21 protein-coding genes and 1 tRNA gene are annotated in these 23,333 nt (G+C 68.0%); 12 read left to right on the top strand and 10 right to left on the bottom strand.

The genetic code is table 11. The features are described from left to right. Together OC372_RS14135 and OC372_RS14130 are read right to left on the bottom strand one after the other, a co-directional pair. A partial coding sequence (locus OC372_RS14135) for a DUF11 domain-containing protein (protein WP_262002443.1) occupies nt 1–4,191 on the bottom strand: 4,191 nt, incomplete at its 3' end. A 148-nt stretch (nt 4,192–4,339) separates the two neighbouring features. Then, nucleotides 4,340–5,755, bottom strand: coding sequence for an MFS transporter (locus OC372_RS14130; RefSeq protein ID WP_262002442.1), 1,416 nt, complete (start codon nt 5,753–5,755; stop codon nt 4,340–4,342). A gap of 105 nt (nt 5,756–5,860) precedes the next feature. Between OC372_RS14130 and OC372_RS14125 the strand changes: the two genes are divergently transcribed. Then, nucleotides 5,861–6,877, top strand: a complete 1,017-nt coding sequence (locus OC372_RS14125; RefSeq protein WP_262002441.1) for a LacI family DNA-binding transcriptional regulator — start codon at nt 5,861–5,863, stop codon at nt 6,875–6,877. Between the two features lie 3 nt (nt 6,878–6,880). Here OC372_RS14125 and OC372_RS14120 read toward each other — a convergent pair whose 3' ends face one another. After that, on the bottom strand, nt 6,881–7,813 hold the full coding sequence (locus OC372_RS14120) for a nucleoside hydrolase (protein WP_262002440.1): 933 nt from the start codon (nt 7,811–7,813) through the stop codon (nt 6,881–6,883). Nucleotides 7,814–7,925: 112 nt separating this feature from the next. Here OC372_RS14120 and OC372_RS14115 point away from each other — a divergent pair, with 112 nt between their 5' ends. Beyond that, entirely contained in the window at nt 7,926–8,774 is an 849-nt protein-coding gene (locus tag OC372_RS14115; RefSeq protein WP_262002439.1) for a ribokinase, read from the top strand. A gap of 104 nt (nt 8,775–8,878) precedes the next feature. Here OC372_RS14115 and OC372_RS14110 read toward each other — a convergent pair. After that, nucleotides 8,879–8,961 (bottom strand) — tRNA-Leu (locus OC372_RS14110). 144 nt (nt 8,962–9,105) lie between these two features. Here OC372_RS14110 and OC372_RS14105 point away from each other — a divergent pair. From OC372_RS14105 to pknB, 7 genes are read left to right on the top strand one after another with little or no spacing between them, the layout of a single operon-like run. Then, entirely contained in the window at nt 9,106–9,831 is a 726-nt protein-coding gene (locus OC372_RS14105) for an FhaA domain-containing protein (RefSeq protein ID WP_262002438.1), read from the top strand. Next, nucleotides 9,828–10,349, top strand: a complete 522-nt coding sequence (locus tag OC372_RS14100) for an FHA domain-containing protein (RefSeq protein ID WP_262002437.1) — start codon at nt 9,828–9,830, stop codon at nt 10,347–10,349. Before OC372_RS14105 ends, OC372_RS14100 begins: the two co-directional genes overlap by 4 nt. A gap of 7 nt (nt 10,350–10,356) precedes the next feature. Then, nucleotides 10,357–11,661, top strand: coding sequence for a PP2C family protein-serine/threonine phosphatase (locus tag OC372_RS14095; RefSeq protein ID WP_262002436.1), 1,305 nt, complete (start codon nt 10,357–10,359; stop codon nt 11,659–11,661). Continuing rightward, nucleotides 11,658–13,043 (top strand): FtsW/RodA/SpoVE family cell cycle protein, encoded by a 1,386-nt coding sequence (locus OC372_RS14090; RefSeq protein WP_029264174.1) that lies wholly within the window; start codon nt 11,658–11,660, stop codon nt 13,041–13,043. The genes OC372_RS14095 and OC372_RS14090 overlap by 4 nt, the downstream gene beginning before the upstream one ends. Beyond that, on the top strand, nt 13,040–14,494 hold the full coding sequence (locus OC372_RS14085) for a penicillin-binding transpeptidase domain-containing protein (RefSeq protein ID WP_262002435.1): 1,455 nt from the start codon (nt 13,040–13,042) through the stop codon (nt 14,492–14,494). Before OC372_RS14090 ends, OC372_RS14085 begins: the two co-directional genes overlap by 4 nt. After that, on the top strand, nt 14,491–16,236 hold the full coding sequence (locus OC372_RS14080) for a protein kinase domain-containing protein (RefSeq protein ID WP_262002434.1): 1,746 nt from the start codon (nt 14,491–14,493) through the stop codon (nt 16,234–16,236). Before OC372_RS14085 ends, OC372_RS14080 begins: the two co-directional genes overlap by 4 nt. Before the next feature lie 44 nt (nt 16,237–16,280). Continuing rightward, complete coding sequence (gene pknB, locus OC372_RS14075) at nt 16,281–17,972, top strand: Stk1 family PASTA domain-containing Ser/Thr kinase (RefSeq protein ID WP_262002433.1); 1,692 nt, start codon at nt 16,281–16,283, stop codon at nt 17,970–17,972. A gap of 32 nt (nt 17,973–18,004) precedes the next feature. Here pknB and OC372_RS14070 read toward each other — a convergent pair whose 3' ends face one another. From OC372_RS14070 to OC372_RS14060, 3 genes are read right to left on the bottom strand one after another with little or no spacing between them, the layout of a single operon-like run. After that, a complete protein-coding gene (locus OC372_RS14070) occupies nt 18,005–18,637 on the bottom strand; it encodes an anthranilate synthase component II (RefSeq protein ID WP_262002432.1) in 633 nt (210 codons plus the stop codon). Further along, nucleotides 18,634–18,789: a DUF4175 domain-containing protein gene (locus OC372_RS14065; protein WP_140403281.1), complete on the bottom strand. Its 156-nt coding sequence runs from the start codon at nt 18,787–18,789 to the stop codon at nt 18,634–18,636. The genes OC372_RS14070 and OC372_RS14065 overlap by 4 nt, the downstream gene beginning before the upstream one ends. 28 nt (nt 18,790–18,817) lie before the next feature. Further along, nucleotides 18,818–19,612: a class E sortase gene (locus OC372_RS14060; RefSeq protein WP_105711474.1), complete on the bottom strand. Its 795-nt coding sequence runs from the start codon at nt 19,610–19,612 to the stop codon at nt 18,818–18,820. 103 nt (nt 19,613–19,715) lie between these two features. Here OC372_RS14060 and OC372_RS14055 point away from each other — a divergent pair, with 103 nt between their 5' ends. Beyond that, the gene (locus OC372_RS14055; protein WP_091028134.1) at nt 19,716–19,955 is read left to right on the top strand and encodes a cell division protein CrgA; all 240 of its coding nucleotides are present in this window, start codon (nt 19,716–19,718) and stop codon (nt 19,953–19,955) included. 280 nt (nt 19,956–20,235) lie between these two features. On the opposite strand, the gene OC372_RS14050 is transcribed toward OC372_RS14055, so the two are convergent. Further along, on the bottom strand, nt 20,236–21,129 hold the full coding sequence (locus tag OC372_RS14050; protein WP_262002431.1) for a rhomboid family intramembrane serine protease: 894 nt from the start codon (nt 21,127–21,129) through the stop codon (nt 20,236–20,238). 21 nt (nt 21,130–21,150) lie between these two features. Beyond that, nucleotides 21,151–21,708, bottom strand: coding sequence for a peptidylprolyl isomerase (locus OC372_RS14045; RefSeq protein WP_029264182.1), 558 nt, complete (start codon nt 21,706–21,708; stop codon nt 21,151–21,153). Nucleotides 21,709–21,852: 144 nt separating this feature from the next. On the opposite strand from OC372_RS14045, the gene OC372_RS14040 reads away from it, so the two are divergent. Both OC372_RS14040 and OC372_RS14035 read left to right on the top strand, forming a co-directional pair. After that, on the top strand, nt 21,853–22,359 hold the full coding sequence (locus tag OC372_RS14040; RefSeq protein WP_105711491.1) for a DNA helicase: 507 nt from the start codon (nt 21,853–21,855) through the stop codon (nt 22,357–22,359). A 56-nt stretch (nt 22,360–22,415) separates the two neighbouring features. Then, nucleotides 22,416–22,871, top strand: a complete 456-nt coding sequence (locus OC372_RS14035; RefSeq protein ID WP_181156323.1) for an aminoacyl-tRNA deacylase — start codon at nt 22,416–22,418, stop codon at nt 22,869–22,871. A gap of 2 nt (nt 22,872–22,873) precedes the next feature. Here OC372_RS14035 and OC372_RS14030 read toward each other — a convergent pair whose 3' ends face one another. Then, complete coding sequence (locus OC372_RS14030; protein WP_029264185.1) at nt 22,874–23,296, bottom strand: NUDIX hydrolase; 423 nt, start codon at nt 23,294–23,296, stop codon at nt 22,874–22,876. Between the last annotated feature and the right edge of the window lie 37 nt (nt 23,297–23,333).

The following is a 23,333-nucleotide window of genomic DNA, read 5'->3' as shown; positions in this document are numbered from 1 at the left end:
GACGCCCGGTGCGCACACGGGCGTCGCCGCATTGATCAGGTCGGCGTCGCCGGCGTTCGTCACGGTCACCGAGTACGTGACCGATACGGATTCGCCCGCCGCGATCGGCCCCGACCACGCGAGAACCGCACCGGTCACCGTGGGAGTCGGCACCGTCGAACCGTCCGACGCCACCGCGACCGCATCGCCGTTGTACGACGCGTCGTCGAGCACATCGGTGAGATCGTCCGTGAACCCGGCCGGCTCCGTTGCCGTGTAGGCACCCTCACCGTCGTTCGTCACGGTGACCGTGTACGTCACCACATCACCGGTCTGCACGCCCGTGGTCGCATCCGCGTCCTTCTCGACGACGAAATGACGGATCGGGTTCGACGTCTCCGGGCAGTCCTCGACGCCACACGATCCATCCGGATTCTGCACGATATTCGCAAGGAGGTGGTTCTCCTGGTCCTCGAACGCGCTCACGGTCACGGAATAGGTGACCGTGTACGTCGCGCCGGCGGGCACCGACCCGGTGACCACCAGATCCGTGCCCTGGAGCTCTGCGGTCAGCGCCGCATTCGACGTCGTGATCGAACCGGCGAGCAACTCCGCGTCGTCCAGCACGTCGGACAGGTCGTCGATCTTGTCGACCGCCGATGCCGCGGCACCGACACTCGCGAACGACAGGGTGTAGGTCACCACCTGTCCCGCGTCGACCGAAGTGCCCGACTCCGGGTCTACCGTCTTGTCCACCGAGAGCTGACCGACGGGGTGCTCCGTACTCGGCGGTACGAACGGGTCGCAGTCCGGGTCGCTGTCATCGCATACGTACGGCGGCACATCCGGGGTGACGACGTTGGTGAGGATGTTGTCGCCGCGCTCACCGTCCGCCAGCACGGTCACCTGATACGTCACGGTCACCGTCGCCGCGGCGGGGAGCGACCCCTCGATGCGGATCTCGCCCGTGCCCGCGTCGAACGTGGCCGTGATGCCCGCGAGATCGGCCGTCGGGCCGGTCGTGACCTCCGCGTCGTCGAGCACCTCCGACACATCATCGGTCGAGGCGACGTCACCCGCGGCCTGGCCGCTGTTGGTGAACGTCAGCGAGTACGTGATCACGTCACCGGCGACCACACCCGAGCCCGAAACGGGATCGGAAGACTTCTCCGGGGTGATGCGCGGCAGGTCGATGTCCACCGGCGGCGTCACCGGGTCGCAGATCACGCCCGGTGCGCACACGGGCGTCGCCGCATTGATCAGGTCGGCGTCGCCGGCGTTCGTCACGGTCACCGAGTACGTGACCGATACGGATTCGCCCGCCACGATCGGCCCCGACCACGCGAGAACCGCACCGGTCACCGTGGGAGTCGGCACCGTCGAACCGTCCGACGCCACCGCGACCGCATCGCCGTTGTAGGACGCGTCGTCGAGCACATCGGTCAGGTCATCCGTGAAACCCGCCGGTTCGGTCGCCGTGTAGTCACCCTCACCGTCGTTCGTGACCGTGACCGTGTACGTCACGACATCATCGGTCTGCACAGCCGTGGTCGCATCCGCGTCCTTCTCGACGACGAAATGACGGATCGGGTTCAACGTCTCCGGACAGCCTTCGACATCGCAGGAGCCATCCGGATTCTGCACGATGTTCGCAAGAAGGTGGTTCTCCTGATCCGCGAACGCATCCACCGTCACCGAATACGACACGGTGTACGTCTCCCCGACCGCGACGGAGCCCGTGACGATCAGGTCGGTGCCCTGGAGTTCCGCCGTCAGCCCGGGGTTCGACGTTGTGATCGACCCCGCCACCAGCTCCGCGTCGTCGAGCACGTCGGACAGGTCGTCGACCTTGTCCACCGCCGCCGCGGCCTCGCCGACGCTCTCGAACGACAGCGTGTAGGTCACGACCTGCCCCGCGTCGACCGCGGTGCCCGACTCCGGGTCCACCGTCTTGTCGATCACGAGTTCTGCCGCCGGGATGCGCACGCTCGCGCAGTCGTCCTGTCCTGCTGCCGTCTCGTCCGTCGGGATGCAGACGAGGTTGTAGAGGACGTTGTCGCCCGCGGCGGAGTCGTACGTCGCCGTGTACGTGATGGTGACACTCTCGCCGGCGGCGAGGGGGCCGACCCAGGTGAGTTCGTCTCCGACCAGCTCCGCGGAGCCGTCGGTCGGCGAGGTGATCCCGCCGAACGTCGCGTCGTCGAGAACGGCACTGAGATCGTCGGTCACGCGGGCCGGCTCGGCGGCCGTGTAGGCGCCGGGTCCCGTGTTCGTGGCCGTGATCGTGTATTCGACCACCCCGCCGTCCGCCGGCAGTTCGGTGGTGTCGGCAGCCTTGGTGACCGCCAGCTTCGGCAGCAGGAACTCCGCCTCGGCGCAGGCGATCCCCGTGGCCGGGTCGACGCCATCGCCGTTCGGAGGGTTGCACGCCGGGGTCGGAGTGTCAGGCGTACCGCTGAACACCACGTTCCGCGCGAGGCCGTCGCCTCCGGCTGCGACCGTCGCCGTGTAGGTGAGCTCCACGCTCTGACCCACCGCGAGCGGGCCGGTCCAGGTCAGATCGGGAGCCGCGTAGGCGATGGTCCCCGGCATCGTCGCGGTGGCGTCGTCGTTGTAGGCGGCGTCGTCGAGGACAGCGGTCAGATCATCGGTGACGACGGCCGGGTTCGCCGCGGTGTACGGTTCCTCGCCGGTGTTGGTCGCGGTGATGGTGTATCCCACATCGTCGCCCGGGCGGGTGTCGACGGTCGCGTCGGAGGTCTTCGTCAGCGTCAGGCAGTTGCCGAGGGAAGACGCCTGCGCGCTCACGTCGATGTCGCTGTAGGTCCAGTTGTCGATGGCTGCGAAGTTTCCCCACTGGTTCGCGCCGGTGGACGCCCACCCATGGACGAAGCCGGCGCTGCTCAGACCGGCGAGATTGACGAGGGGAGGGCTCGTGCTCGACTTGGGGCCGGTACCCGACAGGGGCACCTCCGTGTCATCCCAATAGATGGTGTCGTTTCCGACACTCGAACCGACGATCTGCGTGATGCGGATGCCGCCGGGCAGAACCTCGACGTCACCGAGCACGAAGTGGATCTCGTCCGTCTTCTCGATGGCGACCTCGAAGTTCACCGTCGTGCAGACGTCGACGAGCGTGCCGGCGGAATCACGGCCATCCCACGGAGCGCTCACCGTGCCGTCCGTTCCCGACTGGGGGAGAGCGATGTCCAAAGGATCCGTGTACGACCCGTTGCCGTCGACATCGACCCGGACGACATAGTTGCCCGTGAAGTTGTTCAGCTCGTACTCGAGCGCTCCGGCGTGCGAGAGGGCGTTGGTCCGCGAGTAGGCGGTGCCTCCGAAGCTCGGAGGGGAGTAGTCGGGATTGACGAACTCTTCGCCGTCGGCCGACGTGGCGAATCCGGGAAGATCGGCTGCCGGCGGCTCGAAGAAGAGGTTGTAACCGGGGCCGCACTCCGGCCCAGGACCCTGATGTTCCGGCGAGTTGCTCGTCTGCGCGAGCGATCGGTAGGCGGGCGTGCAGAGCGCGGGATCGAGCACGTTCCCGAAGGCATCGCTGTTGAAGCTCCATCCACCACCGTTGAAGACGGGCATCTCCACCGTGTACTGCGTGCCGTTCTCCGACACGACCCAGAAGCCGAGGTCGGAATTGGCGAAGACGGTGCCCGACCCCGGTGTGAGGGAGCTGTACGCGCGGTACTGCTTGGACCACACCCGACCTTCAATCGGCGCGCCGCCGCTGGAGAGCACGGTGATGTCCCACCGCGATTCGTTTCCCGAGCCCGGAGGCCAGTTGGCGGTCACGGCGCCGAGACCCTCCGTCTCGAGGAGCCACACCCCCGTCGGTCCGGTCATCCCGGCCGGAACGGTGCAGGTCGTTCCGGTCGGAGCAGCCGGAGCAAGGTCACACGTCCAGCGCACGGCGCCGGAGGGGTCCGTGAGACTGAACGTCTGGCCTCGCGCGGCGTCGAAGAGGTTGAGGATGAACTCCCCCGTCACGGTCTCGCCAGCGGCGGCGTAGACGTAGAAGGTGTTCTCTCCGATGAGCACCGTGTTCGGTGCATTCGACTCGGCCTGCGCTGGTGTGGCACCGAGCGGCGCCAGCGCTCCCAGCACACCGACGGTGAGGGCGACGGCCGCGGCGGCGAAGCGGCTCCTCAGAGAGTGCGGGTTCTGCCGGGCGCGCCTGCTTCGGGACTTGTCGGTCATCAGAACCTCTTCGTGTCGGGCGAGGTCCGTGCGGACTCGCGGGGCGCGCCCCTATGGACCCGCTCCCTCCCCCGAGAGGCTGCGCATATTCAACCACGCCTCCGCTTTTTCCGCACCTGATCCGGGAAAAATCACCCCGGGCGACGCGTCACCTCAGTTCGGCATGCACCGGCTTCGGGATGAACATCGAGAAGATCAGCGCACCGACGAGCACGACGGCTCCGGTGACCAGTGCGGCGACGTATCCGGCCCCCGCTCCGGCCGACTCCGAGGCGAACGACGTCTGAGCGGCGTAGATGACGACGAAGCTCAGCCCGGCGCCGAGGTTGATGGCGCCGGTGTTCAAACCGGGAAGCGACCCCGGGCGCTCCTTCGGCGAGAGCACGACGCCCAGGCCGTTGAGCATGATGTTCCCGATCCCGGCGTAGGTGATGCCGACGGCGACGGAGAGCAGCAGGAGCACGAGACGTGAGGCGGTCTCGACGTTGGCGACCATGAGGCCGAGCACCACGATGGTGCCGCCGAGGCCGATCCGCAGCATCGTCCGGTACCCGACCGTGGCGGCGAGTCTGCCGCTGAGCGGACCCATCAGCAGGCCGGCGAGGGCATACGGCATGAGGATCCACAGCGACACCTCCTCGGCACTCATCCCGAGGTTCATCGAGGAGTCCTGCGCGAGGGCCGGCACGACGCCGTTCATGATCGCGAAGATCCCGGAGAGGGTGAGGAGTGAGGTGGCGCTCAACGCCCAGGTGGCGCGCTGCTTCAGCTGGGGAATCGAGACGAGCGGATGATCGAGCCTGCCCTCGAGCTTCCAGAAGGAGACGAACGAGACGACGGCGACCACCGCGAGGACGATCACGAGGATCAGGTCCGCCGCCGCGAGCTTCCCGAGCTCGTTCAGGGCGACAAGCATCGAGCCGACGGAGACGACCAGCAGCAGCGAGCCCCACCAGTCCATCCGCGGACGGTCTTCGGCCATCGTCTCGGGGGCGAGGAAGCGCACGACGAGAGCCGCACCGACGGCGACACCGCCCATGGTCCAGAAGATCGAGGCGAAGCCGTGGTTGGTCGCCAGATACCCGCCGAGCAGAGCGTCGCCCCCGGCGATCCCTCCGTTGACCGCGGTCACGACGCCGAGCAGGGTGCCGTAGACCTTCGGATCCGCGACGGCCGCGCGCAGCATGATCAGGCACAGAGGCACGACCGGGCCCGACACTCCCTGGATGAGGCGCCCGATGAAGAGCATCGGGACGTTGGTGGCGAGCGCCGCGACGACGCAGCCGACCGCCATCACGACGAGCATCCCGACGAGAACCCGTCGGCGACCGATCAGGTCGCCGAGACGGGGGAGAAAGAGGGTGAACAGCGCGGCAGCCGTGAAGAAGACGGTCTGGGTCGACGCGATCTCGGAGGCGGTCGCGTCGAGCTCACGCTCCATCGTCACCAGAGCCGGGCTCAGCATGCTGGCGTTGAGTTGGAACGCGAGGCACGCCGCGAGGAGCGCGATCATCAGCGAAACCACGCTGGAACGGGTACGAACCGCATCTGTCTGGTTGGTCATTGCTCACTTCTTCGTGTCTAATCGTTGGCTGTGCGCGTGCGTAATCCTTTACGCACGCCATATCTTTGAGTCGTGGTGCCGTCGGCATCGGGGATGAGGGTCGTGATGAAGAAAGCGTCCGTCACGCTGCACGAGGTGGCGGCCGCCGCCGGCGTTTCCATCGCGACGGTCTCCCGGGCCCTCAACGGCAAGGACCGCGTGTCGGGACGCACGGCCGAGCATGTCGCGCAGGTGGCCGAGCAGCTGGGCTACCGGGTCAACCTCATCGGTCGCGGCCTGCGCGCCGGCACAGGCGCCACCATCGGCGTGGTCGTCCCGGTCATCAGCAACCCCTTCTACGGTGAGCTCATACACCGCCTCGAGGACCATCTGCAGCGCCGTGGGTTCGACCTCGTCATCGCGGATTCGCACGGAGACGTCGACCGGGAACGCGATCGTCTGCGCATGCTGGTCGAACGGCGTGTGGAGGGCATCTTCGTGGTGCCCTCCGATGCCGAGCTCTCGTTCGAGGCGGTCGCCGACACCGCGCGCAGGGTTCCGCTGGTGCAGCTCGACCGGCGAGTGCTCGATCTTCCGGCGGACTTCGTCGGGGTCGACAACGACGCCGGCATCGACCTCGCCGTCGAGCACGTCACCTCCCGCGGCGCGAAGCGTGTCGTCCTCGTCTCCGGCAACGACGTGACCTCGGTGGGTCGCGAGCGGCGGGCCGCCTTCGAGGCGACGGTGCGCACCCGCGGGTTGCCGCACGAGGAGAGCATCTTCGGCGAGTACCTGCTGTCGTTCGGCGAGAGCGCCGCGGAGGCGCTGCTGGCCCGCGGCCCGCTTCCCGATGCGATCATCGCCGGAGACGACCTCGTCGCGGCCGGTGCCATCGCCGCACTGAAGCATGCGGGGCGGAGCGTCCCCTCCGACGTGCAGGTCACCGGGTTCGACGGCACGATGCTCGCGGATGTCTGCGAGCCTCGGTTGACGACCGTGGTGCAGCCGTTCGACGAGCTGGCGCGTGAGGCGACGGAGGCACTCGTGCGGCGGATGGAAGATCCCGAAGCCCCGTACGTGCTCAGCCGTCTCGCGCCGAGTCTGCGCGTGGCCGAGTCCACGACGCCCGCCGCGCCGCGCTGAGCATCAGGCCAATGCGCCGACAGCATCCGTCACCAGGTCCCAGAACTTCGGCGCGTCGAGGGTGATCGCGACGTCGGTGTTCGGCTCCTTGCCCAGCATGTCGTGCAGGTCGACGCAGGTCGCACCGCCCGTGAACTCACCCGTCGTCTCGATGTCGACGTGGCAGCGCTGGATCGTGGCGACGGCCCGATCGATCGCGATGGCGACGGTGATGGGATCGTGCAGAGGTCCCTCCGGCATGCCCTCGGCCTTCTCGTAGGTGCTGCAGAAGAAGCGCAGCAGCTCCACTCCGAATGCCGAGGTTGCGTTGCCGACCGCACCGATCCGCTGGATCACCTCTTCGGTGATCAGTGCCTGGTGGGAGATGTTGAGCCCGACCATGGTGAGCGGAACGCCGGATGCGAACACCACGGCCGCGGCCTCGGGATCTGCCCAGGCGTTGAACTCCGGATACGCGCCGACATTGCCGCGGCCGGTCGAGCCGCCCATCCAGATGATCTCCTTGATCTGGGGCACGACCTCCGGATGCTGCTGCAGGAGGAGCGCGATGTTGGTGAGCGGGCCGGTGGGGATCACGGTGATCGGCTCCGGCGAGGCGGCGAGGGTGTCGGCGAGGAACTGCACGGCGTGACGCGGGTCGAGGGGCACGGTCGGCTCGGGGAGAACGGGTCCGCCCAGCGCGTTCTCGCCGTGGATCCATGCGCCGGGGGTGAGTTCACGGACGAGGGGCTTGTCGGCACCGGCGGCGACCGGCACGTCCGTCACGCCGGCGACGGTGAGTGCGATCCGCGCATTCCGGGTGGTGTGCTCGAGGTAGCCGTTGCCGCCCACCGTCGTCACACCGCGGAGGTCGATGGCGTCGTTTCCGGCCGCGAGCCAGATGGCGAAGACGTCGTCGTGGCCGGGATCGCAGTCGAGAAGGACGGGAGTTGTCATGGTGCTCCTTTGCAGATGTGCGTGCGTAAACGTTTACACTTTCTATCATGAACGTCAAGCCGGCCGCGATTTCCGCGTTCCGATGCCTCCGCTCGATCCGAAAGCTGCTGCCATGACCTCTCCCGCTCTTCCATCCCTCGTCGTCGTCGGCAGCGCGAACGTCGACGTCACCGCGTTCGTCGAACGACTCCCCACTGCCGGGGAGACCGTGGCCGGCGGGCGACTCTCCCGTGACCTGGGCGGGAAGGGCGCGAACCAGGCCGTCGCCGCCGCGAAGTTGGGCGGAAAGGTCCGGATGGTCGGTGCCGTCGGTGACGACGCCGACGGTTCCTGGACCCGCGCGGAGATGGAGCGTGCCGGCGTCGATGTCGCCGACCTGCGCACGGTGGATGACGCCACCGGCACCGCGCTCATCGTCGTCGACGCGGATGCCGAGAACCAGATCGCGGTCTGCCCCGGCGCCAACGACCACGTCTCCCTGGTCGGTGTGACCTTCGGCGCGGACGAGGCCGTGCTCATGCAGCTGGAGATCGCGCTCGCGGTGGTCGAGGAGGTCGTCGCCTCGGCGGAGGGCTTCATCGCGCTCAATGCCGCTCCCGCCCAGCCGTTGCCCGAGGCTCTGCTGCGCCGGGTCGACCTGTTCATCGTGAACGAGACCGAGCGCGAGCTCATGCCCGAGCTGGCAGAGGCGGAACTCGTCGCGGTCACCTACGGCGCGGCCGGCGCTGCACTGTATCGCCGTGGCGAGGAGATCGCCCGAGCCGACGGCGTCCCCGCCGAGGCCGTCAACACCGTCGGTGCCGGTGACGCCTTCTGCGCGGCCCTCGTACTCGCGCTGCGTGCCGGGAACGCGCCGGCCGATGCACTGGCCGCCGCTTGTGCGGTGGGATCCGCGGCGGTGTCGCACCTGTCGTCTCAGCCCCCGTTCGAGCACCTGACCCGGTATCTTCCTGTGGCCTGAGCGGCGCCCGGAGAAGGAGAAGGCCCGGCTTCCTCAACGGAGCCGGGCCTTCTTCAGAATGACAAAGGCCGAACCCTGTGGGCCCGGCCTTGTGTCATTCGCTGTGCGCGAGGGGGGACTTGAACCCCCACGTCCTTACGGACACTGGCACCTGAAGCCAGCGCGTCTACCATTCCGCCACTCGCGCGAGTGTCTCGTTCCGAAGAACTCAACTTCCCAAAGATATCACGCGATTTCACCCCCTGATGCACGCCTCAGACCCCGATCGGCGGCGTTCCCCCAGGTCACCTGGCTACGATGTCTCTACCGGTCGGCATGCCAGAGGAGCCCAGTGGGACTACTTGACAGCTTTGAGAAGGGTCTCGAGCGCGCAGTAAACAGCGCGTTCGCGAAGACCTTCCGCAGCGGCATTCAGCCGGTGGAGATCGCTTCTGCGCTCCGCCGCGAGGCCGACACGAAGGCGGCGGTCGTGAGCCGCGACCGCATCATCGCGCCGAACAGTTTCGTCGTGCGCCTCAGCCCGGACGACGCGGAGCGGATGCGGGGACTCGGCGGCGCCCTCACCGATGAGCTGCTCGCGCTGCTGACCAAGCACGCCAAGGCGCAGGGGTACAGCTTCTCCGGCCCGCTGTCGATCAACCTCGAGGCCGACGAGAAGGTCGCCACGGGAACCGTGCGCGTGAACTCGGGCACGGTCGAGGGCCGCGTGAGCTGGCAGGCCGTGGTCGACGTCGACGGCCGTCGTCTCTCGATCAACCGCGCCCGTACGGTCATCGGCCGGGGGACGGATGCCGACATCACGATCGCGGACGCCGGATCCAGCCGCAAGCACGCCGAGATCCTGTGGGACGGCGAGCGCGCCATGATGCGCGACCTGGGCTCCACGAACGGCACCAAGGTCAACGGCCAGAAGCTCCGCGAGGCCGCCCTCCCCACCGACACGACCATCACCATCGGACGTACCGACCTGGTGTTCCGGATCGTCCCCGTGGCCAGCCCGTCGCGTCCTGCGCCCCGCGGCGACGACGCCACCCGAGCGTTCGGAGCCCTCGGTTGAGTGAACTGATCCTCCTCCTGCTCCGCATCGGGTTCCTCATCCTGATGTGGTTCTTCGTGTTCGGCGTCGTGTACTCGCTCCGCGCCGACCTCTTCGGCGTCCGTGTGCGCAAGCTCCCCGCCGAGGCGACCGCCGGCGCACCCGCTCCTGCGGCAGCACCGGCAGCGGCCCCCGCGGCGAAGCCGTCATCCGCACGCTCCTCGACCGGACCGGCGACCGTCGCCACCGCCAAGCGCCTGGTCATCACGTCCGGGCCCAAGGCCGGCCTCGAGCTGCCGCTCAGTGCCGACTCGCTCACGATCGGCCGCTCCAGCGAGTCGGCTCTCGTGATCCGTGACGACTACACGTCCAGCCACCACGCCCGCCTGATGCTGCGCGGCGACAGCTGGGCGATCCAGGACCTCGACTCGACCAACGGGACCTTCGTCGCCGGCCAGCGCGTGTCGGCCTCACCGGTCGCCCTCTCGCTCGGCACCCCCATCAAGGTGGGCGCCACGACCTTCGAGCTGCGAGCCTGACCCCGGCATGGTCTTCGAAGGCTCGAGCGTCGCGATCTCCCACACCGGGAAGATCCGCTCCAACAACCAGGACTCCGGCTATTCCGGAGCGAACCTGTTCGCCGTCGCCGACGGCATGGGCGGCCACGCCGGTGGAGACGTCGCCTCGAGCATCGCGATCCAGCGGCTGCAGCCCTTCGACCAGGGCTACTCCTCGGTCGAAGACGCGCAGGCCTCGCTGCAGGCCGCCGCGACGACCGCCGCGGGCGACCTCATCCGCGCCGCGAAGGAGCGTCCCGAACTCGCCGGTCTCGGCACGACGGTCAGCGCGATCATCATGGTCGACGAGTATGCGGTCATCGGCCACATCGGCGACTCGCGCATCTACCTGTACCGCGACGACGCGCTGACCCAGATCACGGCCGACCACACCTTCGTGCAGCGCCTGGTCGACTCCGGTCGGATCACCCCGGAGGAGGCGCGCTACCACCCGCGGCGCTCGGTCCTCATGCGGGTGCTCAGCGACATGGATGCCGACCCCGAGCTCGACATGTTCGTCATGCACACGCAGCCCGGCGACCGGTGGCTGCTCTGCTCCGACGGGCTCTCCGGAGTGGTCGACGAGACTCGCATCCTCAAGGCGATGCAGCTCGGCGTCGCCCCCGGCCGCACGGCGGACTACCTGCTCAAGCAGGCACTCGACGGAGGCGCTCCCGACAACGTCACGATCGTGCTGGTCGACGTCGGCGGGCAGCATCCGATCCACTCCGGCACCCCCACGATCGTGGGCTCGGCCTCGAACCCCGACGGTGTCTACGTGCCGCCGGTGCGCCCGCCGCGCGGAAACTGGCTGCACCCGGTGCGACAGGCCGCGAACGAGCCCAGCCACTTCGAGCCCGCCCCCGAGTATCTCGAGGAGCTCATCGAAGAGGATCGGCGTCGCGCGAAGCGCCGCCGGGCGGGCTGGATCGCCGGCGCGCTCCTGGTCGTCGCGATGCTGGTCGTCGCCGCCTTCGCCGCGTACAGCTGGACCCAGACGCGCTACTTCATCGGCGCCGACGACGACAGCGTCGTGATCTTCCAGGGTGTGCAGCAGAACATCGGCCCGATCACGCTGTCGACCCCGATCGAGGACACCGACATCCTCCTCGCGAACCTGCCGCAGTATCAACGGGCATCCGTCGAGCGCACGATCAATGCACGCTCGCTGGCCGATGCGATGGCCATCGTCGACCGTCTGCGGGCGGGCGCCGACGCGAACGTGATCGAGCAGACACCGCTTCCCACCCCGCTGCCGACGCCGAGCGCGACCCCCGCGGGGGGTGAGGGATGAGCACCGACGTGCAGGCGGACACCACCGTCATCAAGGCCCTCAAGCGACTCCGGATGCCGCAGACGCAGCGCAACCGCGAGTTCTGGCTGCTGCTGTTCGCTTGTGCGATGAGCGGCGCCGCGCTCACTCTCGTCCAGCTGGGCGCACTCGGCGTGATCGACCCGATGATCCTCGCGATCGGCGGCGGTCTCGCGGCCCTCGCCTTCGCGCTGCACATCGTGCTGCGTTTCGTCGCCGCCGATGCGGATCCGTTCGTCGTGCCCATCGCGACGCTGTTGACCGGCCTCGGCATCGCGATGATCTACCGCATCGACATCGCCTTCAAGAACACCGGCTGGGACGCCTACTCCACGAAGCAGCTGGCCTGGACCGCGATCTCCCTCGCGGGCGCCATCGCGGTCGTGATCCTGCTGCGCAACTATCGGATCCTGTTCCGGTACACCTATATCTTCGGTCTCGCCGGAATCCTGCTCCTGCTGCTGCCGTTCGTGCCCGGCCTCCGCATCGACGACGCGAACGCGGCCGTCTGGGTGTCGCTGGGCGGCGTCTTCGCCTTCCAGCCCGGCGAGCTCGCCAAGATCTGCCTGGCGATCTTCTTCGCCGGCTACCTCGTACGCACCCGCGAGAGCCTCACGTCGGTCGGCAAGAGGGTTCTCGGCATCACCTGGCCCCGCATGCGGGAACTGGGACCTGTCCTCGTGGTCTGGCTCATCTCGCTCGGGATCATCGTCTTCCAGCGCGATCTCGGTACCGGAACCCTGATCTTCGGCATGTTCGTCGCGATGCTCTACGTCGCCACCGGGAAGACCAGCTGGGTCCTCATCGGCCTGGGCCTCGTCGTCGCCGGCGTGGCACTCGCGACGCAGATCCTCAGCTACGTGCAGGGTCGCTTCATCAACTGGCTGTTCCTGTTCGACGCGAACCAGGTCGATCCCGACGGCGCGGGTTATCAGCCCATGCAGGGGCTGTTCGGTCTCGCCCGCGGCGGACTCATCGGCACCGGCTGGGGTCAGGGACGACCGGAGGTCACGCCCCTCGCGCACAGCGACTACATCATCACGAGCCTCGGTGAAGAGCTCGGCCTGATCGGGCTGTTCGCGATCCTGTGCCTCTACATGGTCTTCGTCAGCCGCGGCATGCGCATCGGTCTCGCCGGTCAGGACGACTTCGGCAAGCTGCTCGCCACCGGCCTCTCGTTCACCATCGCGCTGCAGGTGTTCATCATGGTCGGCGGCGTCACGCGTCTGATCCCGCTGACCGGACTGACCACCCCGTTCCTCGCCGCCGGCGGATCGTCGCTCGTGGCCAACTGGCTCATCGTGGCGCTGCTGCTGCGCATCTCCGACGGCGTCCGCCGCCAACCGAGGGTCGTGATCGGATGACGCGAGAGCTCCGCCGCCTCAGCATCGTGATGCTGTTCATGTTCATCGCCCTGTTCGCCGCGACCAGCTGGATCCAGGTCGTCGAGGCCGATGCCCTGGCCCAGAACAGCAACAACAAGCGCACGCGCCTCGACAGCTACGAGATCCAGCGCGGCGCGATCATCGTCGACGGCGCCACCATCGCCAACTCCGTGCCCAGCGACGACAGGTACCAGTTCCAGCGCGTCTACACGGATGCCGCAATGTGGGAACCGGTGACCGGCTACTTCAACGCGGCGCTCGATTCGCGCACGGGTATCGAACGCGCCATGAACGCCGAACTCTCCGGCACGGGCGCCAACGCCCTGCTCGCCGAGGTCGAGCGCATCATCTCCGGCCAGCCCCAGCGCGGGTACAGCGTGGAGCTGTCGCTGAACACGGCGGCTCAGCGCGCCGCCTATGAAGCACTCGGCGGGCTGCAGGGTGCCGTCGTCGCGATGGAACCGAAGACCGGACGCATCCTCGCCATGGTCTCCACCCCGGGTTTCGACACGAACCAAATGGCGACGCACGACGCGGACGCCGCGAACGCCACCTACGACCAGCTCGCCGCCGACCCCGGCAAGCCGCTGTCCAACCGCGCGATCGCCGGCGACCTCAACCCGCCGGGATCGACGTTCAAGGTCGTCGTCGCGGCGGCGGCGTACGCCAGCGGGAACTGGACCCCGCAGTCGACGCTGCCCAACCCCATCTCGTACACGCTCCCCGGCTCCTCCAATCGGGTGTCGAACGCCTGGGGCGGCAAGTGCGGGCCGGGCGCCACGGTCACGATCGCCGAGGCCATCCGGCTCAGCTGCAACATCCCGATGGCGGAGCTCGCCGTCGAACTCGGCGACGACACGATCCGCGAGATGGCCGAGAAGCTCGGTTTCAACAAGTCCTTCGAGACTCCGCTGGAATCGACACCGTCCAGCTACCCCCGCGCCCTCGACGACGCGCAGACCGCACTCACCGGATTCGGCCAGGGCAAGGTCACCGCGACCCCCCTGCAGATGGCGATGGTGTCGGCCGGTCTCGCGAACGACGGCGTCGTGATGAATCCCCGGATGGTGGATGCCGTGATCGGGAACGACCTGTCGGTGATCGAGGCCTTCCAGGACAGCGAGTTCGGCCGTGCGATGGAGGCCGATGTCGCCAACGACGTGACCGCGTCGATGGTGGCCAGCGTCGCTACGGGCGCGGCCCAGGGTGCAAGAATAGACGGGATCGACGTGGCCGGTAAGACGGGCACCGCAGAGAACGGAAACAGGCCGCACACGTTGTGGTTCACCGGCTTCGCGCCGGCGGACGACCCCGCGGTCGCAGTAGCGGTCGTCGTCGAAGACGGCGGCGGACAGGGACAATCAGGCAGTGGCGACACCATCGCCGCTCCGATTGCGAAGAAGGTCATAGAGGCGGTGCTGGGCAGATGAGGCCGACGCAGGGTGTGTCGTTCGGTGGTCGTTACGAGCTGCAGTCGCGTATCGCGATCGGTGGCATGGGCGAGGTGTGGGAAGCGACGGATCACGTCATCGGACGTACCGTCGCGATCAAGATCCTCAAGGACGAGTACATGGGGGACCCCGGGTTCCTCGAGCGGTTCCGTGCAGAAGCGCGGCACGCCGCTCTCGTGAACCATGAGGGCATCGCCAGCGTCTTCGACTACGGCGAGGAGAACGGCAGCGCCTACCTCGTCATGGAACTCGTGCCCGGCGAGGCTCTCTCGACCGTGCTCGAGCGCGACGGTGCACTCAGCGCCGACAAGACGCTCGACATCGTGGCCCAGACGGCATCCGCTCTGCAGGCCGCACACGCGGCCGGTCTCGTGCACCGCGACATCAAGCCGGGAAACCTGCTGATCACGCCCGACGGCCGCGTCAAGATCACCGACTTCGGCATCGCCCGCATCGCCGATCAGGTTCCGCTGACGGCGACCGGCCAGGTCATGGGCACCGTGCAGTACCTGTCTCCCGAGCAGGCATCGGGTCACCCGGCGTCTCCCGCCACCGACACCTATTCGCTCGGCATCGTCGCGTACGAGTGCCTGGCGGGCAAGCGTCCGTTCACGGGCGAGTCGCAGGTGGCGATCGCGATGGCACAGATCAACGAGCAGCCGCCGCCGCTGCCGCCGACCGTGCCGATCCCGGTGCAGAACCTCGTCATGGCGATGATCGCCAAGAAGCCCAGCGACCGCCCCTCGTCGTCCGCGACGGTGGCCCGTGCGGCCCAGGCGCTTCGTCGCGGCGACCTGAACTCCGCGGCCATCGCCGTTCCCGCGATCGCGACCGGGGGTATCGCCGGTGACGACGATGCGACGCGCATGCTCACGGCGTCCGGAGACGACGGCACCACCCACATCCTTCCCACCACCGCTCAGCTCCCGACAGAGGACGCGGCGGCGGACGAGAAGAAGAAGAAGAAGAGCCCGTGGACCTGGCCGCTGATCGCGCTGATCGCCCTGCTGGTGATCGTGCTCGGCGGAGCCGTGTGGGCGATGCTGATGAACCAGGGCGACCCTGACGCCAAGCCGTCGGATTCGGCCTCTCCCTCGCAGTCCCAGACGCAGACGCCACCACCGGCGACCACCCCGCCGCCCGAGGTGGTCCGCGTCGACGTGACCGCGTTGGGCCTGGCGGGCATGGATTGCGGCACGGCCACGTCCACGCTCAAGGAGGCCGGTTTCACGGGCGAGATCACCTGCCCCGAGGGCGACCCGGCCCCGACCGACGGCGACGTCGGCAAGGTCTACCGCGTCGTCCCCTCCGGCAACGTCGAGACGACGCAGCCGATGACCCTCACGATGTACGCCGCGCGCGCAGCCCTGCCGACCCCGACCGACACCCCGACCATCACGGGCGACCCGATCGCCGGCAGCACCGTCACCATCTCCTGGGGCACCGGGTTCACCTGCCCGAGCGGCACGACGCTCTCCGGATACGTCGTCTCGCTCCAGAACGGCACGTTCGTGTCGGGCGGGCCGAACTTCCAGCCGACGCAGCGGAACACGCAGATTCAGGTGGCTGATGCCGCCGGCCAGCAGCTCATCGTCACGTACCAGGGCATGTGCTCGGGTGGCGACCAGCGCACGTCGTCCGCGTCGCCGCCGCTCTCCGTTCCGATCGTCGCCGCGACCGACCCCGGCGAGGGTGACGGAGGCGGCGGCACCGAAGGGTAGCCTTTAATCCAGCTCAGCCGCAGTCGTTTTCCAGGGGGTAGTACGTGTCCACAGAGCCACGAGTCATCGCGGGTCGATACCGCGTCGACGAGCTCATCGGGCATGGCGGTATGGCCAAGGTCTATCGAGGCTACGACCTGACGCTCGGCCGTGAGGTCGCGATCAAGATCCTCGATCCCGACCTGGCACGCGACACCGCCTTCCGCACCCGGTTCCGCCTGGAGGCGCAGGCGGCGTCCCGCATGTCGCACCCGTCGATCGTGCGCGTGTTCGACGCCGGCGACCCCTCGTCGAATGATCCGTCGTCCGACGAGCCGCCGTACATCGTGATGGAGCTCGTCAAGGGCACGCTGCTGAAGAAGATCATCGCCGACGGCCCGGTGCCGGTCGAAGACGCGGTGCGCTACGTCGACGGCATCCTCGAGGCGCTCGACTACTCGCACCGCGCGGGTGTCGTCCACCGCGACATCAAGCCCGGCAACGTCATGGTGACCGACAAGGGCCAGGTCAAGGTGATGGACTTCGGCATCGCCCGAGCCGTCTCCGACTCCTCGTCGACCGTGGCGGAGACCACGCAGATCATCGGCACGGCCGCCTACTTCTCACCGGAGCAGGCCAAGGGCGAGCCCGTCGATGCTCGCGCCGACCTGTACTCGACCGGTGTCGTGCTGTACGAGCTGCTCACCGGCCGCCAGCCGTTCCGTGGCGAGTCGCCGGTGGCCGTCGCCTACCAGCACGTCAGCGAAACCCCGATCCCGCCGACCGAGGTGAACGAGGACGCACCGGGCGCGCTCGACCCGATCGTCCTGCGGGCCCTCGCGAAGGACCCCTATCAGCGGTACCCGGATGCCGCGCACTTCCGCGCCGCCCTTGACGCCGCCGTGACCGGAAGCGCGCCGACCCGCAAGCAACTGGGTGCGCTGACGAGCGAACTGTACGGTCCGAGCCCGCGTCAGGCGCAGGAGACGGCACGTTCGCTGCGCCAGCTCAGCTCCGACACCACCATGACCCGCACCCAGTCCGGCCCTCCGGTCGCCTGGATCTGGGCCGGTGTCGCGCTGCTCGCGGTGCTTCTGGCATCCGTGCTGTTCTGGGTGGTCACGATCAGCATGCGTCCGCCCGAGGTGCCGAGCACCTCGCGCATCATCCCCAATCTCGTGAACGTGTCATCCGAGCGCGCGCAGGACGACCTCGCCAAGCTCGATCTGACCGCGAAGATCGTGATCGAGTCGAGTTCCGAGATCACCGAGGGCAACGTCATCCGCACCGACCCCGAGGCAGGAGTCTCGGTGGAGGAGGGCTCGACGGTCACCGTTCACGTCTCCTCGGGCGTGGAGACCGTGGTGGTGCCGAAGATCGAAGGCATGGGCCTCGAGGATGCCACCAAGGCACTGAAGGCCGCCGGCCTCGAACTCGGGACCGTCATCCAGCGCAACGACAAGGGTCTGGCCGCCGGCACCGTGATCTCCGCCAGCGAAGCGGCAGAGACCGAGGTCGCCCCCGACACCGTCGTCAATCTCGTCGTCGCCAGCGGCAAGGTGACGCTGACCGATCTCGTCGGGTGGACCGTCGAGGCCGCGACGACGAACCTCACCGACCTCGGTCTGACTCCGGAGCCAGTGGAAGAGGCGGATTGCGCTCCCACGGAACCCCCGACCGTGCACTCGATGTCGGTCGCACCGGGTGACGTGCCGATCGGATCTCCGGTCGAGCTTCGCTACTGCGCCGCGCCCTGAGTCTCTCGTGACGCGAATCGCGCGTCGAGATATCAGCGCGAGAGTGGATGCAGGGTCTCGGATCGCGCCACGGCATCCGCGTCGCCGCAGAGTTCCAACCAGTTCGCGAGAAGCCGGTACCCGCCTTCGGTGAGCACGCTCTCCGGGTGGAACTGCACGCCGTGCAGCGGCAGCTCTCGGTGCGCGAGCGCCATGACCGTTCCAGTCGCCGTCCAGGCGGTGACGACGATCTCGGACGGGAGGTCCGCTGCCGCGAGCGCCAGGGAGTGATATCGGCCGACGTCGAACGGCGACGGGATCCCTGCGAACAGAGCCGATCCGTCGTGCGTGACCGCGGAGACCATGCCGTGCATCAGCTCGGGCGCCTCGCTCACCGCGGTGCCGAGCGCTTCGCCGATGGTCTGGTGTCCGAGGCAGACGCCGAGCGTCGGCATCCGCCGTCGAGCGGCGATCCGCACCGCGTCGAGCGACACTCCCGCGTCCGCGGGACGTCCGGGGCCGGGGGAGAGCAACAGGGCGTCGTGGCCGGTGAGCATCCGCTCGAACTCGGCGGCGTCCAGCGCGTCGGATTCGACCATGGTGGTCTCGGCGCCGAGCTCGTGGAGGTAGCCGACGAGCGTGTGCACGAAGCTGTCGTGGTTGTCCACCACGAGAACTCGGGTCATTCGACGTCGACCTCGCCGGGGGCGATGATCGGGCTGATCCAGGGGAACACGTACCAGAACAGCCCGTACAGCACGGCGGCGATGACGACGACCAGGATGAGGACGCGCAGCCACCACGGGCCGGGCAGCAGGCGCCAGAGTGCGGCGTACATCAGTCTTCTCCCTCGTGAGCGTCCACGGTCACACCGATGGTGCGGCCGGAGGCGGCGGCGGGTCGGTCAGCGCGGTGGGGAGCCCCTCGGCGCGGGGCTGGAAGCTCTCGAACACCCCGTAGGCGACGATGCGCTCGGCGAGGGAGTAGAGCGGAGAGCAGGCGGTGAGCGTGATGTACTGCTCTCCGGTCTGCTGCTCCGGCATCTGCGGCACGTCGGCGAGCACATCGGTCTGTGTCGGCTTGACGTACTCGAGCGTGCGGAAGCGGTAGGTGTACCAGCCGTCGGGAGTCTCGACGACGATCGCGTCGTTCAGCTGCAGCTTGTCGAGCTGGTTGAAAGGCTTGCCCCAGGTGGTGCGGTGTCCCGCCATCGAGAAGTTGCCGACCTCGCCGGGCATCTTGGAGTCCTTGTAGACGCCGATCCCCTTCTGATCCAGGGTTCGCGCACGGCTCGTTCCGCCGTAGATGCCGAAGTTGTAGTCGGCTCCGAAACGGGGGATGTGCATCTGCCCGAACCATGTGGCGTCTGCCGGTGCTGCGGGCACCGGGGGCACGTAGGTGGTGGTGCCGTCGTCCTCTTCCACGACCGGCGGCAGCTCCGGCGCCTCGCCCTGTGCGAGCTCCTGCGAGATGGCTGCGCCCTCGTCGTTCTTCTGGGCGCTGATGATGATGTCGCCGATCCACATCTGCCAGGCGACGAAGAGCAGGACGAGCACTCCGGCGGTGAGGAGGAGCTCGCCGAGCACGCTCGCGAAGGTGGCGCGAGAGCGTGGTCGCTCTCGCCGCGGGCGTCGCCCCCCAGGCACGACGGATGCAGTCATGGCGCGATCATATCCCGGGACGCTGAACGGATGTCGGTGAGCCCGCCGTCTCTCGCACGCTGCGGACTCGGCGGCTCATGGGTCTGATGGGTACAATGACGGCATGGCACGTGACCGTAAGAGTGAAGAACCCGTCGTCGAGCGCGCCGAAGGCGAGGCCGCTCCCAACGCGGTGTGGTTCAAGCCGGTGATGATCGGCTTCATGCTGCTCGGTCTCGCGTGGATCCTGGTCTTCTACATCTCGGGCATGCAGTTCCCGATCCCGGGTCTCGACAACTGGAACCTGGCCATCGGTCTCGGCATCGCTCTGATCGGCTTCCTGATGACCACTCGTTGGCGCTGACGCCACTCCTTCTTCCCGAAAGGCCCCTCGCACAGCGAGGGGCCTTTCTTCATACTCCGAGTGAGGGACGGCTCAGGCCAGGGCGCGGGGTTGTTCCCGGAGCGAGCATCGGGAGGGCCCCGCGAAGCGGGAGGGACCCGCTCTGCGAGCGAAGGGAACGACCCCGCGCCCGACCCACAAGCTGAACCGAGCGGAAGTTATCCACAACCTTCTCCACAGCCTGGGGAGAATTACACCGGTGTTATTCACAGGGGTTAACAACCCTGTTAACAACTTGGGATCAGGACAAAATCAGCAGCGGCGGGATGAAGGCGACGACGACGATCAACAGGACGACGAGCGCCGAGAGGAGAACGATCTGCCAGGTGCGCTGGTCTCGACGCCTCGTCCGGGTGTAGATGAGGGCGACCAGGGCGCCGACGATCGCACCGCCGAGGTGCGCCTGCCAGGAGATGCCGCCGGCGAAGAAGCCGAAGGCGAAGTTGATGCCGAGGATCACGAGGATCCCGGTCACGTTCGCGCCGATGTGGCGGCCGATGATCAACAGCGAGGCCAGCATTCCGAAGATCGCGCCGGATGCGCCGACCGTCGGGTCCAGGGGGGCGAGGAGGGCGACCGCCACCGATCCGCCGAGGCCGCTGATCAGATACAGGGCTAGGAAGCGGGCGCGGCCGAGCATGGGCTCGAGGCTCTGCCCCAGCATCCACAGGGCGAGCATGTTCAGCGCGAGATGGATGAAGCTGCCGTGCACGAACAGCACGGAGAGGAGGCGCCAGGGCTCGAAGCCCGCACCGAAGAGGTTCGGGTAGAGATACGGCGCGTAGAAGGCGAGTGCCTGCGTGATCGGCCCGTTCATCCCGGGGATCAGCTGCACCAGGCCGATGAACGACGTGACGGCGAGCAGTACGTAGGTGACGATCGGCTTGCCGCTGCGGGCGATCGCCATGGCCCCGCCGCTGCGAGCACCCCACCGACGCTGGGCTTTCTTCTGCGCGGGGGTGCGGTTCTTGCGCTCGGCGTTCATGCACTCCGGGCAGATGACGCCGACGGGTGCCTGAGTCTGGCACTCGGGGCAGATGGTGCGCATGCACCGCTGGCAGAGCACGAAGCTCTGCCGATCCGGATGCCGGTAGCAGAAGTTGTCGCGATTGCTCGTGAACTCAGGCGTGGTCATCCGGATCGGCCGCAGCTGTCGTCAGGCCGCGACGATGTCGATCGACTGCAGCACGACGGGCTCGACCGGACGGTCTCCGCCGCTGGTCGGAACGGCGCCGATCTTGTCGACGACAGCGCGCGAGGCGTCGTCGGCGACCTCGCCGAAGATGGTGTGCTTGCCCTGGAGCCACGGGGTCGGGTCGGTCGTGATGAAGAACTGCGAGCCGTTGGTGCCCTCGGGCTTGCCGGTGATGGCGTTGCGGCGGAGGCCGGCGTTCGCCATCGCGAGGATGTACGGCTTGTTGAAGTCGAGCTCCATGTTGATCTCGTCGTCGAAGTTGTAGCCGGGGCCGCCGACGCCCTGTCCGAGCGGGTCGCCGCCCTGGATCATGAAGTTCGGGATGATGCGGTGGAAGATGACGTCCTTGTAGAGAGGACCCTCGCCCGGCTTGCCGGTGGCGGGATCGGTCCACTCCTGGGTGCCGTCGGCGAGGCCGACGAAGTTCTTGACCGTCTTCGGTGCGTGATCGCCGAAGAGGTTGATGACGATGTCACCGTGGTTGGTGTGCAGGGTTGCGACGTGGGAAGCGTGAGCCATGCCTTCATTCTCGCAGAGCTTTCGGTGAGTTCGCCCGGCGTACCCCGGATCCGCCGACAGCGCAAGGGCCGGGCGATTCCCGCCCGGTATCCAGCCTCCCGTGGCAAGATGGGGAACCCGTACTCCAATGGACAGGAGAGCATCGTGAGCCTCAGCCGCAAGCGGAAGAAGGAACTGCGTCGTCTTCAGAACGACGCGAACCAGCTCTGGGAGAACCAGCAGGTGCTCGTCGGTCACGCCGCCGATGTCGCCCGCGAGGCCGGACGTCAGCTCGGAAACATCAATCGTGAGCAGGTCGTGCCGGTCATCCAGGACACGTACAACCGCCGTGTCGCCCCGGTCGTCGACCGTGGCGTGAAGCTCGGCAAGCACGTCGTCGACGACAAGTTCGTCCCGATCGTGGGCGGAGTCGTCGGTTCGGCTCTCACCGCGTGGGACGTCGCGAACGCCAAGCGCCACGGTGTGGCCGCACCGGCTCGTCGGGGCGATTTCGGCAAGAAGCAGAAGTCGGGCCCGGGTCTCGGCTCGGTCATCGCGATCATCCTCGGTGCTGCTGCCGCCGTCGGTGTGCTCTACGCCGCCTGGCAGGCGCTGCGTGCCGATGACGAGCTCTGGGTCGCGGACGACCCGCTCGCCGCGCCCGACGCGTGACCCCGTCTGATCTCGCCTCCGTCGCCTCTGGTGACGGAGGCGATCGGCATGCGCGGGTGCGGGATGCGGCCGCTGCTCGCGGGCTCGACATCGAGATCCGCGAACGCCCCGCTGCCGGCAGCCTGTTCGAGGCGGCCGAGCTGCTCGGCATCCCGCCGTCCGGCATCGTCAAGACTCTCGTCGTCAAGCGCTCGGACGACACCTTCCTGTTCGCCCTCGTGCCCGGCGGACGCTCGATCTCGTGGCCGAAGCTGCGCGCCCTGGTCGGCGTGAACAAGCTGCGCCTGCCCGAGCCCGAGCTCGCGCTCCAGGCGACCGGCTACGAGCGGGGCACCATCGTTCCCATCGGCAGCACCACGGATTGGCCGATCTATGCCGACGAGTCCATCGTGGGTCAGCGCATCGCCATGGGTGCCGGCGCTCACGGGTACAGCCTCTTCGTCGAGGCGGACGACCTCATCGCCGCGTACGGGGCGACGGTCGCCGACATCTCGGTTCCCGAGGAGCGCTGAGCTCAGAGGATTCCGGCCATGCGCATCGCGATGTCGACGAGCTTGACGCGCTGCAGCTCGGCCACGGACTTCAGGGGAAACCACTCGGCCATGTCGGTCGAGCCGTCGGTCTCGAAGCGCAGCTTGCCGCCCGTGACCTGCGCGCGATAGACGATGCGCAGCGTGTGCAGCGGATCCGCAGCCTTCTGCACGCGGCGTCCGGCGGGGATGACCCGGGAGTGGATGCCGAGGAGCTCGCCGACCTTCACGGTGTAGCCGGTCTCCTCCCGGAGCTCGCGGCGCACCGCATCCTCCGGCGACTCACCGGGTTCGAGTCCGCCACCCGGCATGGTCCATGCGACGCGACGGCCCTCGGTCCACCGCGCCAACAGCAGACGCCCGTCGTCATCGGTGACGACCGCGTACGCCGCGACACGCAGGTCCATGGATCACACACTATCCGGCAGCGAGGACCCCGGATGA

This window comes from Microbacterium sp. Mcb102 (assembly GCF_024519805.1).
Lineage (GTDB): Bacteria > Actinomycetota > Actinomycetes > Actinomycetales > Microbacteriaceae > Microbacterium.
This window is presented reverse-complemented; position numbering and strand designations above follow the sequence as displayed.

What these genes read in the sequence shown, in the direction of transcription:
- OC372_RS14130 (WP_262002442.1), bottom strand. Translation starts at nt 5,755, where the DNA reads ATGACCAACCAGACAGATGCGGTTCGTACCCGTTCCAGCGTGGTTTCG.
- OC372_RS14125 (WP_262002441.1), top strand. Translation starts at nt 5,861, where the DNA reads ATGAAGAAAGCGTCCGTCACGCTGCACGAGGTGGCGGCCGCCGCCGGC.
- OC372_RS14120 (WP_262002440.1), bottom strand. Translation starts at nt 7,813, where the DNA reads ATGACAACTCCCGTCCTTCTCGACTGCGATCCCGGCCACGACGACGTC.
- OC372_RS14115 (WP_262002439.1), top strand. Translation starts at nt 7,926, where the DNA reads ATGACCTCTCCCGCTCTTCCATCCCTCGTCGTCGTCGGCAGCGCGAAC.
- OC372_RS14095 (WP_262002436.1), top strand. Translation starts at nt 10,357, where the DNA reads ATGGTCTTCGAAGGCTCGAGCGTCGCGATCTCCCACACCGGGAAGATC.
- OC372_RS14090 (WP_029264174.1), top strand. Translation starts at nt 11,658, where the DNA reads ATGAGCACCGACGTGCAGGCGGACACCACCGTCATCAAGGCCCTCAAG.
- OC372_RS14085 (WP_262002435.1), top strand. Translation starts at nt 13,040, where the DNA reads ATGACGCGAGAGCTCCGCCGCCTCAGCATCGTGATGCTGTTCATGTTC.
- OC372_RS14080 (WP_262002434.1), top strand. Translation starts at nt 14,491, where the DNA reads ATGAGGCCGACGCAGGGTGTGTCGTTCGGTGGTCGTTACGAGCTGCAG.
- OC372_RS14070 (WP_262002432.1), bottom strand. Translation starts at nt 18,637, where the DNA reads ATGACCCGAGTTCTCGTGGTGGACAACCACGACAGCTTCGTGCACACG.
- OC372_RS14065 (WP_140403281.1), bottom strand. Translation starts at nt 18,789, where the DNA reads ATGTACGCCGCACTCTGGCGCCTGCTGCCCGGCCCGTGGTGGCTGCGC.
- OC372_RS14060 (WP_105711474.1), bottom strand. Translation starts at nt 19,612, where the DNA reads ATGACTGCATCCGTCGTGCCTGGGGGGCGACGCCCGCGGCGAGAGCGA.
- OC372_RS14055 (WP_091028134.1), top strand. Translation starts at nt 19,716, where the DNA reads ATGGCACGTGACCGTAAGAGTGAAGAACCCGTCGTCGAGCGCGCCGAA.
- OC372_RS14050 (WP_262002431.1), bottom strand. Translation starts at nt 21,129, where the DNA reads ATGACCACGCCTGAGTTCACGAGCAATCGCGACAACTTCTGCTACCGG.
- OC372_RS14045 (WP_029264182.1), bottom strand. Translation starts at nt 21,708, where the DNA reads ATGGCTCACGCTTCCCACGTCGCAACCCTGCACACCAACCACGGTGAC.
- OC372_RS14030 (WP_029264185.1), bottom strand. Translation starts at nt 23,296, where the DNA reads ATGGACCTGCGTGTCGCGGCGTACGCGGTCGTCACCGATGACGACGGG.